Genomic DNA, 16527 nt, shown 5'->3' with positions numbered 1-16527 from the left:
CTTGCCAGCGATAGCGACCTCACAACCACCCAGTTTCTTCCAGGTGTACTCAATGCCAATGTCTGCGGCGCTTAGGGATCGGCACCGTGCAGCAGCCAATCGAGCAACAGGCTGCTGTCGCGCGGTGGTGGTGTTTCACTCGGTGGCGCAGGGCGTGGGTTGGCGAGGCACAGAATCGGTCGATCCGGGTCGCTGTCGAGGAAGCTGACCCACACCTCACTGCCGGCGCGGGGCAACTGGTGGGTGGCGAGCCGGCCGGCGCCGGTCAGTGCGATTGGCAGCCACAGGCATGCAGACTCAGTTGTCTGCGCCGGCCAGAGGTTGACGCCGATGCGCCCGCGATCATCCAGTTGCGCGGGCTGGCCGGGCGATCCCAGCACTTGTGCCAGATGGTAGCCGCCGATGTTCGGACGCGGCTGTGCCAATGGCGGGCGAAAATCGCTTGACCAGGGCAGGGCAGTGAAGTCGTTTCGATAGCGATGCACATCAGTGGTCGGGTCGAGGATCGAGGGGTGCTGGCCCTGGTGATGCAGTTCGGTGATCAGCCATTGTTCATTGAAGGTATTGATCGGATGCTCGCTGATCTGTAACAGATGCCCGCTGCGCAACGCGCTGCAATCGCAGTTGCCCCGGATCGAGCGCGACTGACAGCGCTGGCGCTGCAGATGGCGACGGCTGCGTTGTTCGGCGTGACGCTGTTCGCCCGACAGGTTCTGCGGTGCGAGTGCGGGCAAGGGATGGTTGGCCGCGTCGGTGGCGATGGCCTCCTGCCCGCGGTTGCGAATGCCGTGCGCAGCCATCACCGGTGGCGCGTCATGGCGCTGAAACAGCGTGCTGACGCGCGGTGATGGTGTGTCGTCGGTGATGCCAAACGGCACCGGCAACGGTTCCTGCGGCAGGCTGAGGTTGTCATCGGCAAACACCAGCACATGCCCGTTCGGGTGATGCTCGAAGTGATAGTGGATGCCTTCCTCCTCACACAGCCGTTGCACGAAGGCCAGGTCACTTTCTTCGTACTGGATGCAAAAGGGCCGCGGCGGGTATTGGCCGACGCTCATTTCGATCCGGTAACTGTCCGCCGGCAACGCATGCTCGCCGAGCAATTGCGCGAGGATCGTCGGCACGCTCGTTTGCACGAAGACCCGGCGCCGGGGCGGCTGGTCCAGACTCAGCAGCAGCGGGACGAGGATCAGCCGGTAGCCGATGCGGTGGCTGGCGCGATGCTCGCAACTGACGCTGTGGATCAGACCGTGGATCCCGTGATCGGCGCCCAGGCGCAGGAACGCCGGTTGGCGCAGCAGACTGCCTGGGGGCAACGCCGGTGCCAGACCGATCATTTCAATCTCGAAGCGAAACGGCTGATTGAGTGCTTCCTTGCCACTAAAACGCAAGACCGGCAGGCACAGCGGGCCGTCGGTCAGGGTCAGGGTGAACGGGCTTTCCTTATCATTGAGCATTCGTACGGGCTCTGTGGGCAATACGGACGGCAGAGGGTACGAAAACGCGAGCACGAATGGTCATGGCTGGTGGGCTTTTCAGAATCGCCCTACAAGTCGTGGTGACGATGTCGATTCAACAATGATTTTTTTGGTCGATTGCCGACTTTAGGCCGTATAAACTTGGCGCCACGCGTCGGCCAATAGATGTCTCGGCGCCACAGATCAAGAGAGTGAGTAATGGGCGCACAGTGGAAGGTTAAACACAAAGAAGCGGCAGCCAACGCCAAGGGCAAGATCTTCGGCAAGCTGGTGAAAGAAATCACCATCGCTGCCCGCAACGGTGCCGATACCGCCACCAACGCACACCTGCGTCTGGTGGTCGAGCAGGCCAAGAAAGCCTCGATGCCCAAGGAAACCCTGGACCGCGCCATCAAGAAAGGCGCCGGCCTGCTGGGCGAAACCGTGCAGTACCACCGCGTGACGTACGAAGGTTTCGCACCGCATCAGGTTCCGTTGATCGTCGAGTGCGTCACTGACAACATCAACCGCACCGTCGCGGAAATCCGCGTGGCGTTCCGCAAGGGTCAACTGGGCGCTTCCGGTTCGGTGGCCTGGGACTTCAACCACGTCGGCATGATCGAAGCGTCGCCGGACACCCCGGACGCCGATCCGGAAATGGCCGCGATCGAGGCCGGTGCCCAGGACTTCGAGCCGGGCGAAGAGGGCGCGACCCTGTTCCTGACCGATCCGACCGACCTCGACGCCGTGCAGAAAGCCCTGCCTGAGCAAGGCTTCACGGTGCTGTCGGCCAAACTCGGCTACCAGCCGAAGAACCCGGTCAGCGGCCTGAGCGCCGAACAGATGGCTGAAGTTGAAGCGTTCCTCGAAGGCCTCGACAACCACGACGACGTGCAGGACATGTTTGTCGGTCTGGCGGGCTGATTTGCTGCAAAGATAAACTGTGGCGAGGGAGCTTGCTCCCGCTCGGCTGCGCGGCAGTCGTTGTTTTTGGGACGGCTTTGCCGTCCAGCGGGAGCAAGCTCCCTCGCCACAGGATTTGCTTCAGTTAAAGCGTTTCCAGGACCTCGATCACTTCGCTGAACCCCGGCCGCGCCAGCACGTCCGGCTGACAGCAACGCTGTTCCAGCGCCTCCAGCACCTCGCGTTGTTCATCGCGCAACCCCGAGTCGACGCGCGCCAGCAATTCCCCGAGCAGAACCCCGAACGCCCGCACTTCGATGCGTTGCAGTGCCCGGGTTTCCAGGTTGTCGGTGGTGGCATGGAACGACGCCGCGCCGAAATCCCCGAGCAAGCAATCGCCCTGATCGTTCAACAGAATGTTGTGGCCGTAGAGATCGCCGTGGGTGATGCCCTGTTGATGCAAGTGCTCGGCCGCCGAAGCGATGCCCTTGGCAATGTTCAGCGCCACTTCGGCACTGAAGCGGCAGTCCTCGGCATAGACATCCCGCGAGCAGCTCGCCAGGCTCGGCAATGCCGCCAGGTTGCGAAAGCTTGGGTCGATCAGTTGCATCACCAGCCCCTGTTGGCCATCGGGATGCCCGTGAATACGGCCTTCCACGCGGATCAGGTTCGGGTGCAAGCCGGCGGTGATGCAGGCGTTCATCTCGTGCAGCGGCGAACCGTCGCTGGTCATTTCACCTTTATAGAGCTTCACCGCGACCGGCACCTGCGAGCCGTCGGCGCGCTGCCACTGCGCCCGGGAAATCACCCCCGAGGCGCCTTCGCCCAGGCGCTGTTCCAGACGCAGCGCCGACCAGTCGATCAGCGGCGTGGCTTCCAGCGCGGCGGCATCGGCTTCGGTTTCCAGCGGATTGCCGGCATACGCCAGCCAGGTCAGGCTCGGCAGGGTCAGCAGCCACTGCGGCAGTTCACGCATCTGGTTGGCGGCGATGCGGATCAGCTCCAGGCGATGGCACTGGCTCATTGAAGCGGGCAGCGCTTGCAGGCGATTACCGGCCAGCAGCAGTTTTTGCAGGTGGGGGCGCTCACCCAGTTCGACGGGCAGGCTTTCGATGCAGTTGTCGGTCAGGATCAACCAGCGCAGCAGCGGCGGCAGTGCTGCGCCCGGCACGTGGCTGATGCGGTTGGCCTTGAAGCCGATCATCGTCAGCGCCGCACATTTTCCGACGCACTCCGGCACCTCGGTGAAGCGGTTGTCCGAGCAGAACAGAATGCGCATCCTGGTCAGGCGATGCAGGTCGTCGGGCAGACTGCTCAAGGCGTTGCCGCTGAGATTGAGCACCTCCAGCGTATCGGCCAGTTCGAAAATCTCCCGGGGGAACTCGGTCAGGCCGCAAGACAGATCCAGCCGGGTAATGCCCGACAACTCGCCGGCGCGCAATTGAGCAAGGGTGTGCATGGGGATGTTCACTATCAAAGGAAAGAAGCGCCGGGCGCTCGGAATGGGCGACATGATAACGGCAAAGCCGGGATTTGCACTGAAGAACACTCTGATCCACTGTGGGAGCGAGCTTGCTCGCGAAGGCGTCCTGTCAGTCAGTGATTCGTCACTGACACTCCGCTTTCGCGAGCAAGCCCGCTCCCACAGGGGATCCGAGGGATCAGTGGGTTTCCTGCAACTGCCCCAGGCGACTGCGGGTGCGCGCCAGATCGATGGCATTGCCGCCAAGGGCCTCGCGCAGTGGCAAGCGGCTGAGCAGGGTCAGGTGCTTGTCCTGGTCGTAGAGCACGTCGATCAGGTTGATGAAGCGCTGTTGTGCGGCGATCGAGCACTCACCGAGTTCCGGCAGGTCGTCGATGATCCACTGGTCGAAACGCCGACACAGCTCCAGATAATCCATCACCGCTGTCGGTTGCTCGCACACGTCGCTGAAGGTGAAAGCGACCCGGCTGCCATCGCACAGGCGCGCCTGAACGTGTCGGCTGCCCACCGGCAACGCAATGGCCGGGGCACCTTCGGGCGGCAGGTTCAGCGCCTGGCGCTGGGTTGCGGTGGCTGGCCACACATAGTGGCCCTGCGTGAAAACCTGATGCGCATGGTTGCTCGCCTGGCTGCGGTAATCGTGCGGGCCGCCGACCTCCATCACTTGCATTCGGGCGTTGATCAATTCGATCACCGGTTTGAAGCGCGCATGATAGAGCGGGTTGGGCAGCAAGCCTTCCGGCGGATAGTTGGAAGTCACCAGCAGCAGAATCCCGCGCTGGAACAAGGCCTTGAACAGGCGGGTGATGAGCATCGCATCGCCGATGTCATGCACATGAAATTCGTCGAAACACAGTACCTGGCAATCGGCTAACAGCTCGTCGAGGGCGACGCCGAGAGCGTCGTCCTGTTCGCGATGGTTAAACATGCCCTGATGCAACCGGGCAAAGAATTCATGGAAATGCACGCGCTGTTTCTGCGCGGTCGGCAGTGCCTGGAAAAAACCGTCGAGCAGCCAGCTCTTGCCGCGTCCGACCGCGCCATGCAGGTACAGGCTCGGCGGCATTTGCGGCTTGGCGCCGAACAACAGGCTGGCCTGCTGCGCCATGCAATCGATCACCCGCTGTTGGCTGTGGCTGAGGGTGTAACCCTGACTATGGGCCTTGTGCCGGAAATAGTCGCGGATCGACTGGGCATTCGCGTCATGCCCGGCATGCGCGGGCCGGCCCTTGGCGAACCAGCGGCGCAGCGCCGACCAGCGCAGGGTCAGTGGCGATCGTTTGGGCGCTCGAGAGGGCACAGTGCAGTCACTCCGTGTTCATCAGACCCGCGCCCGGGAGCGCGGCGCCGTAGTGTAACCAGAGGCTGCGCCCGGCTTCCATCGCGGCTCGTCGACAGTGGGCGATCACTGAACAGATTTGTGCGGGGCGTACAGCTATTTTCAGCGATGTAATTCGCCGTGTTGCCAAACTTTCGAAACATATCCCGGCAGATCCATGGATCCAATCGACTGGCGGATTCGTCGTCCGTTGCTACCCTGAAACACAGTAACGTCATCCAGGATGTTCCCTCACAAGGAATGGGACAGTGATTGTACGCGTGGTGATGGGCCTGCTCGGGGTGCTTGGGGCCTCGGTGCATGCGGCGGATCTTCAGGTCGAAGTCCGCGTTGACGTGCAGCGTGGTTGCCAGTTGATCGGCCAGCAGCGCGAGGCAGGTATTGAACAGCTGGGCGTGCTGGATTTCGGCAGTGCTGCGCGTCTCGATGATCCGGCCGGGCCACTGGGTGCGGCGCTGACCAACCAGCGGTTGCCGCGCCTGGAGTGCAACCCCGACACACCGTATCAATTGCGGGTCGACGGTGGCCTGCATGGCGGCGCTGGCGAGGTTCGCTACATGGCGGGGGCGGCGGGGAGCCAGCCGATTCCATATCGGCTGTATCAGGACGCGGCGCGCCGGGTGCCGCTGGTGGTGAACGTGCCAGTCAGCGGCCGGGTGCCGGACACCGGCACGGTGGAGTTGCCGCTGTACGCGCGGATCGAGCGTCTGGCGCAGGTGCCGCAGGTCAGCCGCTATTCGGATCTGGTGAAAGTCACCGTGACCTGGTGAGTGCAGGATTTCAGGCAATCCGCTGGAGGCGGGTTGCGCAGGGAAGGGGCGTTCAATCCTGAACGCAAGGTACGCAGGCATCCTGAAGGAGTAGGACGGACGCAATGACAGGCAAGCACTGGATGGTTATCGCCACGGGTACGTTGCTGTTGCTCGCTGACGACGCACAGGCGGCGATCAGTGGGCAGATCAATGCGCGGCTGATCCTGATCGCCGGGTGCGAAGTCACCAACAGCGCCACCCCGGCGATCCCGGTGAGCAATCTGGGCACCCTCGATTTCGGTCAGCAGGGGCCGACCTGGAACGCGCCGATCAAGGCCAGTCTCGACGGCGACAGCAGCGGCAAGCTGAACGTCGCCTGCAATCCCTCGGTCACCGGTTTCACCGTCACCATCGACGGCGGCAGCCACGGCGACGGCACCACCCGCCGCCTGAGCAACGGGCGCCAGACCCTGCCTTATCAACTCTTTCTGGATGCCTCCGGTAGCCAGCGCTACAGCATCGGTCAACAACACAATTTCGCTGTCACCAGCGGTGCGCAGATACCGATTCCGGTGTTTGGCACGGTGGTGGCGAATACCCGCGCGGTTCCGGCAGGTGTCTACACCGACACGCTGACGGTGACGCTCGACTGGTAACCCCGTAGAGGACGGACACCATGCGCAAGTTTGCATCAAGGATAGGTTTGTCGTTGCTCGGCCTGACGCTGGTTTCCAGTGCCAACGCCGCCACCACGGTCACCGGCCAGATCACCGCCAGCCTGACCCTGATCAGCAGCTGTCAGGTCAACGGTGCCGGCGGCTCCACCGGGCTGAACTTCGGTGCCTTGAACTTCGGCACCGCCAACAGCCTGTTCACCACCGCCAGCGGGCAGGTTCTGGGCGGTGGCGGCGGGGCGCTGTCGATTCTCTGCTCCAGCGGCACGACCCCGGTGGTCAAGGTGCGTGCCGGTGCTCACGATGGGCAGTCGCCGGGCGGCGCTCGCGCGCTGTACGACGGTGTCGCCAACTACGTGCCGTACGACTTCTACACCGACGCCGGGCATTCGCAACTGCTGCCGATCGACGGCACGATCAACCTGGCGACCAGCACTGGCGTGGCGCAGACGGTGAATATCTACGGTCAGGCGGTGGGCAAGGCCGGGCTGCCGGCAGGGACTTACACCGACACCGTCGCTGTTGAACTGACGTTCTGATGCCATGCGCCGCCAGTTCTGCGCTGCGATGCTCCTGCTCTGTGCGGGCAGTGTGCCGCTGCCGCTGGGGGCGGCGAACAGTCAGAGCTTTCAGGTCAGCGCGACCATCACGCCGGGATGCCTGGTGGTGGGCGGGGTGTCGAATTACGGCGGACTGAATTTCGGTTCGAGTTCGGCCCTCGCGACCGGCACGGTGCAAGTGGCATTGACCGGCGGCGTGCAGTTGCAATGCACGCCGGGGGTGGCACTGAACATGACGGTCGATGGCGGCCAGTACAACAGCAGCGGTCGCCACATGCAGATCAACAGCGGCAGTGCGCGGGTGGCGTATGCGCTGTTTCGCGATGCGGCTTACAGCCAGAGCCTGGGCATCGGCCAGAGCGTGGCGGTGGCCTATAGCGATGCGAACAACATCAGCCTGCCGATTTACGGTCAGGTGCAATTGCCGGGCAATCAGCCCGGGGGGACGTACAGCGACGTGTTGCAGGTGCAGCTGTCGTGGTAAAGCGAAATTTGAATGGCCGACAAGGAGCAGGTTCATGGGGGCAGTTACGTCTGGGCATTCGTTGTTGCAGGGCGCGTTGCTGGCACTGGTCATGCTCGGGGCCGGCCATGCGCAGGCCGCCAGTTCGGTGCTGATCTGGCCGATCGATCCGGTGCTGGAGGCCGATCAACAGGCCAGTGCGCTATGGCTGGAAAACCGTGGCACGGAAACCGCCAACCTGCAGATCCGCGTGTTCGGCTGGAGCCAGAGCGGCTTTGCAGAGCAATACCAGAACCAGCGCGACGTGATCGGCAGCCCGCCAGTGGCGAAGATCGAGCCGGGGCAAAAACAACTGGTGCGCCTGACCCGGACCAAGGATGTGCCGCCGGGGCAGGAACTGGCCTACCGGATCATCATCGACGAAATCCCTTCCGCCCAGCCGCCGGCCGCCGAAGGCGGCAAAACCGCAGCCGCGATCCGCTTTCAGATGCGCTATTCGGTGCCCTTGTTTGCCTACGGCGCGGGGCTGTGGAGCAAGGAAGACAGCACCCGCCCGCGTGACCCCAAAGGTATCGGTGTGCCGCAGCTGAGCTGGCGCACGGTGGCGGTGGACGGTCGACCGTATATCGAAGTGCGCAATCAGGGCGCTGTGCATGCGCGGCTGACCGACGTCGCGATCAAACAGGGTGGACAGAGCAAGCCATTAGCCGAGGGGTTGCTGGGTTACGTGCTGCCGGGCGCGGTGATGCGCTGGCCGGCACCTGGAGCGTTGGCGAGTGAGTCGGCGTTGCAAGTGCGAGTCAATGGCGGGGCGCAGGTGCAGAGCATTGCGCCGGGACGCTGAAAAGGGAGCCATGCCGAGTGGACTTTTGTGGCGAGGGAGCTTGCTCCCGCTGGGTTGCGAAGCCGCCCCAAGCCATGTCAGGCAGTCCGCTTAAACAGTTCTGACGACGGCTGTGCAGCCGAGCGGGAGCAAGCTCCCTCGCCACAATGAATGCATCGTGTCGTCAAAATTCCAGAGAAAGATAACTGGCTTTGGCAAGAGTGGCATCAGGAGGATCGAGTCCATTGACGGACGTAAAGCGTGTATGAGCCCGGGATGGGCTCGTCGTATTCAGCGTCCGTTGTGGCTCATGACCGGCGCGTGTTGCCTGATGTTCGTGCAACCATCCGAGGCCGGCGAACTGCCGCCACCGCCCAGCGGCATGGAGGCCGTGAGTGATGCACAGTTGTTTCTGGAGTTGGTGGTCAATCAGATGAACACCGGGCGGGTGGTGGCGGTGCAGCAACGTGACGGGCATCTGTTTTTGCCGGCCAGCGTATTGGCTGAAACCGGGATGAAATTGCCGGGCAATCCTGGTGCTGAAGTTGATCTCGACGGCCTGCCTGGACTGCACAGCGAATACGACAGTGTCGGCCAGCGCCTGCTGCTGGTGGTGCCACCGCAGTGGCTGCCGGATCAGTTCATCGGTAATCGCGAGAACTATCCGCGCACCCCGGCGCTGAGCAGTTTCGGCGCGTTGTTCAACTATGACCTGTACCTCAACGACACCGACGATGCCGGCACTTATCTGGCGGCGTGGAACGAGGTGCGGCTGTTCGATAGCTGGGGCACGTTGTCCAACACCGGGCAGTACCGGCGCACCTTGTCCGGCGATTCGGTCAGCACACTGGACAACGGCTACCTGCGCTACGACACCACCTGGCGTTACTCCGACGACGAGCGAATGCTCACCTACGAGGGCGGGGACGTGATCAGCGGCGCCTTGCCGTGGAGCAACTCGGTGCGTCTGGGCGGTGTGCAGTTCTCGCGGGACTTTGCCGTGCGTCCGGATCTGGTCACCTATCCGTTGCCGCAGTTCGCCGGTGAGGCCGCGGTGCCGTCGTCGGTGGATCTGTTCATCAACGGCTACAAGTCGAGCAGCACCGACCTGCAACCGGGTCCATATACCCTGACCAACATTCCCTTCATCAACGGCGCCGGTGAGGCCGTCGTGGTGACCACCGATGCGCTGGGGCGGCAGGTGTCGACCACGGTGCCGTTCTATGTCACCAGCAGTCTGCTGCAAAAAGGCCTGAGTGATTTCTCGGTGGCGGCCGGTACGTTGCGCCGCGATTACGGTTTGAAGGACTTCAGCTATGGCCCTGGCGTGACCTCCGGCAGCCTGCGCTACGGTGTCAGCGACAGCTTCACCCTGGAAAGCCACGCCGAAGCGGCTGACTCGTTGACCCTCGGCGGGATCGGCGGCAATTGGCGTCTGGGCAATTTCGGCGTACTCAACAGCGCCATCAGTCAGAGCCGATTCGACGGCGACGGCGGCGAGCAGTTGAGTCTCGGTTATCAGTACAGCAGCCAGCGCTACAGTTTTTCCTGGCAGCGCCTGCAACGCCGCGATCAGTACGCCGACCTCAGCGTGATCGACAGCCCGTATATCAGCCTCAGCCGGCGCAGCGAGCAGGCGACCCTGAGCGTCAACCTTGAGCGCTGGGGCAGCCTCGGTGCCGGTTATTTCGATGTGCGCGCGGCGGACGATTCGCGTACGCGTCTGCTCAACCTGAGCTGGAGCAAACCGCTATGGCGCAACAGCAGCTTCTATCTGTCGGCCAACCGCGAGATCGGCGACAGCAACTGGGCAGTGCAGGCGCAACTGGTGATCCCGTTCGATCTGCGCGGCAGCCTGGCGATCAGTAGCGAGCGCAGTAAGACCGGGCAGAGTCAGCAGCGGGTCAATTACAGCCGCTCGGTGCCGACCGAGGGCGGGGTGGGTTTCAATCTGGGTTACGCCAAGGGTGATGGTCCCGATTATCGCCAGGCCGACGTGACCTGGCGTCTGCAATCTGTGCAGTTGCAGGCCGGGGTCTACGGCACGTCCGAGGCCGAGACCCGTTGGGCCGATGCCAGTGGCTCGCTGGTGTGGATGGACCGCCAGGTGTTCGCCGCCAATCGCATCGACGACGCGTTTGTGGTGGTCAGCACCGAGGGTTTCGCCGACATTCCGGTGCGCTACGAAAACCAGCAGGTCGGTCAAACCGATAAAAACGGCCACTTGCTGGTGCCTTGGAGCAGCGCGTACTACCGCGGCAAATACGAAATCGATCCGCTGAATCTGCCGGCCAACGTGCGCAGCCCCAACGTCGAACAACGCATCGCCGTGCGCCGTGGCAGCGGTTATTTGCTGGAGTTTCCACTGACCCGGGTGATCGCTGCGAGTATTGTGCTGGTGGATGCGCAGCAGCGTGAATTGCCATTGGGCACGGGTGTGCTTCATGAGCAGAGCGGTACGCGCACGGTGGTCGGTTGGGACGGCTTGGTCTATCTGGAAAACCTCCAGGCGCAGAACTCGTTGCAGGTGACGCTGGCCGACGGCAAGACCTGCAACGCGCAATTCGCCGTGGATATGCAGCAAAGCCAGGTGCCGCTGATCGGCCCGTTGGTGTGCCAATGAGCGCGGCGCGGATTTGCCTGTGTCTGGCGTTGCTGCTGCCGGGGATGGCGCAGGCCTTGTGTTCGGTGGTCAGCACCACGCCGGCGGCGTTCGGTTCGATCAGTTCGATTGCCGTGCGCACCACGACGCAGCCCAGTTCCACGCTCAATGCCGGGTTGAGTTGTACCGGTTCGCTGTTGTCATTGCTGACCAGCAACGACCATTTCTACGCCACCATTACCTCGACCCAGAGCGGCTTGCTCGGGCCGACCGGTGACGTCATCGGCTACACGATCTACGCCAACAACAGCACCAGCTACCCGGTCACCCGTGGCACCGCCTTCGACTTCGCCCGCAACGGCATCATCGATGCTTTGGGGCTGCTCAACGGCACCACCCCGAAAACCGTGCCGCTGTACTTGGGCACGACCATTGGCAGTAACGTCGCCGCCGGGGTTTATACGGAAACCCTGAGCATTTTCTGGAACTGGAATTACTGCTCCGGGATCGGTATCGGCAGTGTTTGTCTGGGGCGCGACATCAATAGCGGTACCGCGACGTTGACGGTGAACCTGACCGTGTCCAACGACTGCACGATTACTGCGCCGAACATTGCCTTTGGCAGTGCACCGGTAATCAGTGCCTTTACCCCGGTGACCGGGCAGACCATCAATCTGGCCTGCACCAAGGGCAGTGCTTACACCGTCGGTTTGAGCGACGGACAGAACCCGGTCAGTGTCGGCGGTCGGCGGCGGATGATTTCCGGAAGTAATTATCTGGCCTACGATATCTTCAAAAGCGCTGGCACCACCCGGTGGGGCAGTGTCGGCAGCGCACGCCGGTCGAGCACCGATGCCGAGGTGAATCCGGGGAATGGGCTGGGCACCGGAAGTCAGATCTTCAACTACAACGCGAAGATCTACACCGATCAGACCACACCGCCGGCGGGGACTTACCTGGACAATGTGGTGCTCGACGTAGGGTTCTGACTCATACGATGACCCCTGTGGGAGCGGGCTTGCTCGCGAATACGGTGTGTCATTCAACAATGATGGTGGCTGATCTAGCGCTTTCGCGAGCAAGCCCGCTCCCACAGGGGGATTGGCGCAGTTTTCACAATGGCAGTGACTGCCTCAATTGCTGCACCGCCGGCGAATCCGTCGGGCTGACCATCGCATAGTTGTACCCGCCACCGGACCAGTAATCGGCCTGCAGATCGCCGTCGCTGCGACTGCCGCGTGGCAGGAAGGTGTTTTCAGGTCCCGGTGGTCGCACATAGAAACTGACCTTGTGGCCGCTGCGGTCCTCATACATGACCATCGCCGCCGGGCCTTCGTCGGTGCTGAGCAGGCGGCCACTGACCGGTTCGAAACCGGCGGATTTCAGATCCGGCAAGCGACTGGCCTGGGTGAAATAACGGTCGAGCCAATGCTGCATGTCGCCGTCAGTGTCGACCTTGTAGTCCGCCGGTAATATCCCTTGCTGGGCGATCAAACGATAGGCCTGCAAGGCATCGGTCATCGGTAGTGTGGAAGAGCGCACGAGGGTCATTTCCCGCGCCTGCCAGCCACTTAAACCGCCGATGCCGACCGCGATCAGCAACACCGCCGCGCTGGCCAGATGACGTCGCGACTGACGCTTGAGGCGCTGGCGAATCAGCGTGGGATCGAGCTCCGGATTGGCCGGTTGCTGCAAGGCACCGCCCAGGGCTGCGCGCAACAACTGGGCGTCGTGCTGCCAAGCGCGCACCTGCGCGGCGGCTTCCGGGTGAGTGGTCAGCCAGGTGTCGACCAGACGCCGGTCGGCTTCGTTGAGTTGGTGATCGACGTACGCGTGCAGGTCGCGCTCGCTGGGGGGCATGCTGATCATTTGAGTATCCGCAAGGAAGGGCTGCTGATTTCGCCGTCGCTGAGTTGGCGCAAGGCTTGGCGGGCGCGGGACAGGCGCGACATCACCGTGCCGGTGGGGACGTCCAGAATTTCGGCGACTTCCTTGTAGCTCAGGCCTTCGACCGAGACCATCAGCAACAGCGCGCGTTGTTCGGTGGGCAGGCGATCGAAGGCTTGCAGGGTCGATTGGGCGATCACGGTGCGCTCGACCGAGGGTTCGGCGTCGTCGCGACCGGTGAAGAATTCGAGCATCCGCGCATAACGACGCGAGCGCCGATGGGCGTCGAGAAATTGCCGATAGAGAATCGCGAACAGCCATGCGCGCACATCACCCTCGGCGCGTTTCGCACCCCAGCCGGACAGGGCCCGCTCGAGGCTGGCCTGCACCAGATCGTCGGCGCTACTGCTGTTGCGGGTCAATGACACGGCAAAGCGGCGCAATCTGGGAATGATTTCTCTCAACTGTTCGTCGAATTCGCTCATGAATTTCTGCTAGTCACTACGCTGTGGACTAGGGAGACGTCTGCCGTTCGAGGTTATTCCACGTTCGGAAAAATAAATACCGGGCCATGGAATAAATCCCGCTGGGGCGCGTCTTGCTGATTCTTCCTACTTGTGGCCGATGGCCCTGGAGTTATTCATGGTTGATCGCACTTCACCGCCGGGCAGGCCGTCGCGCCCGCCCTTGAGTGCCGCGAGCACAGTGTTGCGCCTGACGGCGATTGCCGTGGTGGTTGCCGCAGTGGCCGGGGCGTTTGCCTACGTGCACGGTAACCTTGACCCACAACGTCTGACGCCCAAGGCGCTGGTCGATGTGCTGGAGAAAAACAACGGCGTGCATCCCGGGTTTCGGCGTAACCACGCCAAGGGCGTGTGCGTGATCGGGCATTTCGAGAGCAGTGGCGAGGCGCGGGCGTTTTCTTCGGCGCAGGTGTTCAACGAGGCGCAAACCCCGGTGGTCGGGCGTTTCGCATTGCCGGCGGGGAATCCCTACGCCCCGGACAGCAGCGTGCCGATCCGCAGCCTGGCGCTGCGTTTCACCCAGGCCAACGGTCAGCAATGGCGCACCGGGATGAACAGCATGCCGGTGTTCCCGGTCGGCACTCCAGAGGCGTTCTATCAATTGCAGCAGGCGCAGTCGCCGGACCCGGCCACGGGTAAACCGGATCCGTCGAAAGTGCCGGCATTCTTCGCCGCGCACCCGGAAGCCGTGCCGTTTCTGACGTGGGTGAAGACCGCCAAACCGTCGGCCAGCTATGCCACTGAAACCTACAACAGCATCAATGCGTTCTATCTGGTCAACGCCAGCGGGCAGAAGCAGGCGGTGCGCTGGAGTGTCACGCCACTGGCGCGCGATGCCGCCGGAGCCTCGGCGCCGGAGGGGGCGGATTTTCTCGAGAAGGATCTGGCGCAGCGCCTGGCCGAGGGACCGTTGCGCTGGCAGTTGAATATCACCCTGGCCAACCCCGGTGATCCGGTGAACGATGCCAGCAAAACCTGGCCCGAGGGTCGCAAGGTGATCAACGCCGGCACGCTGGTGCTGGAGAAGACTCAGCCGCAGCTCAGCGGCGAATGCCGCGACATCAACTACGATCCGCTGGTGCTGCCAGCCGGGATCGAGGGCTCCGACGACCCGCTGCTCGCGGCGCGTTCCGCCGGTTACGCCGATTCTTATCTGCGGCGCACCAGTGAAGTCAGCCAATTGCCCGCCGCCCGTCAGGAGGCTCGCCCATGAGCACGCAACCGACTCATTTCGCGCTGTTGGCGCGGCTGCTGCACTGGCTGATGGCGCTGATGATCATCGCCATGTTGTTCATTGGCGCCGGCATGGTCACTTCGGTTTCACAGCGGCATGAATGGCTGATTCATCTGCACAAACCGCTGGGGATTGCGATTCTGCTGCTGGTGGTCGTGCGTCTGTTGGTGCGGTTTTCCACTCGACAGCCGCCGCTGCCGGCGGATCTGCCGGGCTGGCAGGTGATGGCGGCCAAGGCTTCGCATGTGTTGTTGTACGCCTTGATGCTGGTGCTGCCGCTGCTCGGTTGGGCGATGATCAGTGCCTCGGGGGAGCCGGTGATGCTCAGCAATACCTTGCAGTTGCCATCGATTTTGCCAGCCGACGCGCAAGTATTTGCCCTGCTGCGCAAGGCGCATGGCTATCTGGCGTACCTGTTGTTCCTGACTGTGCTGTTGCACCTGGCGGCGGCGCTGTACCACGGTTGGGTGCGCCGCGACGAGGTGCTCGACAGCATGTTGCGCGGTCGCGATCGCGATTAACCCGCTTGTGTGGCGCACCGCTGCGGTGCGCCACTTCTCAGGGTCAGCCACCAATAACCCAGCGCCACTGCGTTGATAACGGCGCCAAGCAGACACACGCCGGTCCAGCCGGCCCAGGCGTACATCGCCGTCGAGGTAATCGAACCCAATGCACTGCCGATCGAATAGAACAGCATGTAGCCGGCGGTGAGGCGGCTTTGCGCTTCAGGGCGCACGCTGTAGATCATGCTCTGGCTGGTGACGTGCACGGCCTGCAAGCCCAGATCGAGGGTGATCACGCCGAGCAACAGCGCCCACAGCGAGGACTGGGTGAGGGCGATCGGCAGCCACGAGGCGAGCATCAGCAGCAGCGACAGACCGCTGACCCATTGGCCCAGACCGCGATCAGCCAGATGTCCGGCGCGCGCGGCGGCGAGTGCACCGGCGGCGCCGGCCAACCCGAACAGGCCGATTTCACTGTGCGACAGCGACAGTGGCGGGGCGGCCAGCGGCAGCACCATCGGCGTCCACAGCACCATGGCGCTGGCGAAGGTCAGCAGCGCGAGAATCGCCCGTTGCCGCAGCACCGGCTCTTGCCTGAACAGGCTGAACACCGATGCGATCAGCGCGCCGTAACGGCTTGCGGGCTGCGCGGCTTCATTCTTGGGCAAGACGCGCAACAGCAGCAGTGCCATCAGCAGCGTCAGCCCCGCCGACAGCAGATAGATCGCCCGCCAACCGGCCAGATCAGCCATGGCCCCGGCAATGGTGCGCGCGAGCAGAATGCCGACGACGATGCCGCTGGTGACGACGCCGACCACCCGACCGCGTTGCGCCGGGACGGCTAATGTCGCGGCGTACGCCACCAGCACTTGCGTCACCACGGCGAGCAAACCGGTCAGCGTCATGCCGAGCAGCAACCACACACTGTTGGGCGCCAGCGCGATCATCAACAGTGTGGCGGCCGAGAGCAGGGTCTGGGTGACGATCAGTCGCCGTCGGTTGAGCAGGTCGCCGAGTGGCACCAGCAATACCAGACCGATGCCATAGCCGATCTGCGTCAGGGTAATGACGATGCCGATGGTTGCCGGTGACATGGCGAAGGCATCGGCCATGGCGTCCAGCAGCGGCTGCGCGTAATACACGTTGCCCACCGCCAGTCCACAGGCAATGGCGAACAGCAGCACCACACTGCTTTTGAGGGGTTGAGATTGCATGCCCTGATTCCTTTTTGGGTTTTAAATTAAAACCAGAATCAAAGTAGATAGTTTGGTTTTAATTTGCAACCTGATTGGAGGTGGCATTTTATTGCGCAAAAAAAAGATC

Annotated in this window: 16 protein-coding genes; 10 read left to right on the top strand and 6 right to left on the bottom strand. The window is 62.8% G+C overall.

The window, feature by feature from the left end; genetic code table 11:
* Nucleotides 1–71 precede the first annotated feature (71 nt).
* A complete protein-coding gene (locus J1G18_RS16650) occupies nt 72–1457 on the bottom strand; it encodes a type VI secretion system Vgr family protein (protein ID WP_223008089.1) in 1386 nt (461 codons plus the stop codon).
* 219 nt (nt 1458–1676) lie between these two features.
* Between J1G18_RS16650 and J1G18_RS16645 the strand changes: the two genes are divergently transcribed.
* Nucleotides 1677–2381 (top strand): YebC/PmpR family DNA-binding transcriptional regulator, encoded by a 705-nt coding sequence (locus tag J1G18_RS16645; protein WP_027614601.1) that lies wholly within the window; start codon nt 1677–1679, stop codon nt 2379–2381.
* A 124-nt stretch (nt 2382–2505) separates the two neighbouring features.
* Here J1G18_RS16645 and J1G18_RS16640 read toward each other — a convergent pair whose 3' ends face one another.
* Nucleotides 2506–3819, bottom strand: a complete 1314-nt coding sequence (locus J1G18_RS16640; RefSeq protein WP_223008088.1) for a protein kinase — start codon at nt 3817–3819, stop codon at nt 2506–2508.
* Between the two features lie 202 nt (nt 3820–4021).
* A complete protein-coding gene (zapE, locus tag J1G18_RS16635; RefSeq protein WP_098968108.1) occupies nt 4022–5143 on the bottom strand; it encodes a cell division protein ZapE in 1122 nt (373 codons plus the stop codon).
* A gap of 305 nt (nt 5144–5448) precedes the next feature.
* Between zapE and J1G18_RS16630 the strand changes: the two genes are divergently transcribed.
* From J1G18_RS16630 to J1G18_RS16600, 7 genes are all read left to right on the top strand, one after another.
* Nucleotides 5449–5952 carry a spore coat U domain-containing protein gene (locus J1G18_RS16630; RefSeq protein ID WP_193774911.1) on the top strand — a complete coding sequence of 168 codons (504 nt, stop codon included), beginning with the start codon at nt 5449–5451 and terminating at the stop codon, nt 5950–5952.
* Nucleotides 5953–6056: 104 nt separating this feature from the next.
* The gene (locus J1G18_RS16625) at nt 6057–6590 is read left to right on the top strand and encodes a spore coat U domain-containing protein (protein ID WP_096795681.1); all 534 of its coding nucleotides are present in this window, start codon (nt 6057–6059) and stop codon (nt 6588–6590) included.
* A 20-nt stretch (nt 6591–6610) separates the two neighbouring features.
* Nucleotides 6611–7147: a spore coat U domain-containing protein gene (locus J1G18_RS16620; protein WP_098968110.1), complete on the top strand. Its 537-nt coding sequence runs from the start codon at nt 6611–6613 to the stop codon at nt 7145–7147.
* 4 nt (nt 7148–7151) lie between these two features.
* Nucleotides 7152–7652 carry a spore coat U domain-containing protein gene (locus tag J1G18_RS16615; protein ID WP_098968111.1) on the top strand — a complete coding sequence of 167 codons (501 nt, stop codon included), beginning with the start codon at nt 7152–7154 and terminating at the stop codon, nt 7650–7652.
* A gap of 34 nt (nt 7653–7686) precedes the next feature.
* On the top strand, nt 7687–8475 hold the full coding sequence (locus J1G18_RS16610) for a molecular chaperone (protein WP_096795679.1): 789 nt from the start codon (nt 7687–7689) through the stop codon (nt 8473–8475).
* Between the two features lie 244 nt (nt 8476–8719).
* A complete protein-coding gene (locus J1G18_RS16605; protein ID WP_098968112.1) occupies nt 8720–11077 on the top strand; it encodes a fimbria/pilus outer membrane usher protein in 2358 nt (785 codons plus the stop codon).
* Entirely contained in the window at nt 11074–12045 is a 972-nt protein-coding gene (locus J1G18_RS16600; protein WP_098968113.1) for a spore coat protein U domain-containing protein, read from the top strand. Before J1G18_RS16605 ends, J1G18_RS16600 begins: the two co-directional genes overlap by 4 nt.
* Nucleotides 12046–12169: 124 nt before the next feature.
* Here the strand turns inward: J1G18_RS16600 and J1G18_RS16595 are convergent, their stop codons facing one another.
* Nucleotides 12170–12925: an anti-sigma factor family protein gene (locus tag J1G18_RS16595; RefSeq protein WP_098968114.1), complete on the bottom strand. Its 756-nt coding sequence runs from the start codon at nt 12923–12925 to the stop codon at nt 12170–12172.
* On the bottom strand, nt 12922–13428 hold the full coding sequence (locus tag J1G18_RS16590) for an RNA polymerase sigma factor (RefSeq protein ID WP_098968115.1): 507 nt from the start codon (nt 13426–13428) through the stop codon (nt 12922–12924). Before J1G18_RS16590 ends, J1G18_RS16595 begins: the two co-directional genes overlap by 4 nt.
* A gap of 157 nt (nt 13429–13585) precedes the next feature.
* Here J1G18_RS16590 and J1G18_RS16585 point away from each other — a divergent pair, with 157 nt between their 5' ends.
* Nucleotides 13586–14680 (top strand): catalase family peroxidase, encoded by a 1095-nt coding sequence (locus tag J1G18_RS16585; protein WP_223008087.1) that lies wholly within the window; start codon nt 13586–13588, stop codon nt 14678–14680.
* The gene (locus tag J1G18_RS16580; RefSeq protein ID WP_135295411.1) at nt 14677–15222 is read left to right on the top strand and encodes a cytochrome b; all 546 of its coding nucleotides are present in this window, start codon (nt 14677–14679) and stop codon (nt 15220–15222) included. The genes J1G18_RS16585 and J1G18_RS16580 overlap by 4 nt, the downstream gene beginning before the upstream one ends.
* On the opposite strand, the gene J1G18_RS16575 is transcribed toward J1G18_RS16580, so the two are convergent.
* Nucleotides 15219–16418: an MFS transporter gene (locus tag J1G18_RS16575; protein WP_223008086.1), complete on the bottom strand. Its 1200-nt coding sequence runs from the start codon at nt 16416–16418 to the stop codon at nt 15219–15221. The genes J1G18_RS16580 and J1G18_RS16575 overlap by 4 nt on opposite strands.
* Nucleotides 16419–16527 lie beyond the last annotated feature (109 nt).

Source organism: Pseudomonas sp. MIS38 (assembly GCF_019891575.1).
In the GTDB taxonomy this organism is placed as follows: domain Bacteria; phylum Pseudomonadota; class Gammaproteobacteria; order Pseudomonadales; family Pseudomonadaceae; genus Aquipseudomonas; species Aquipseudomonas putida_A.
This window is presented reverse-complemented; position numbering and strand designations above follow the sequence as displayed.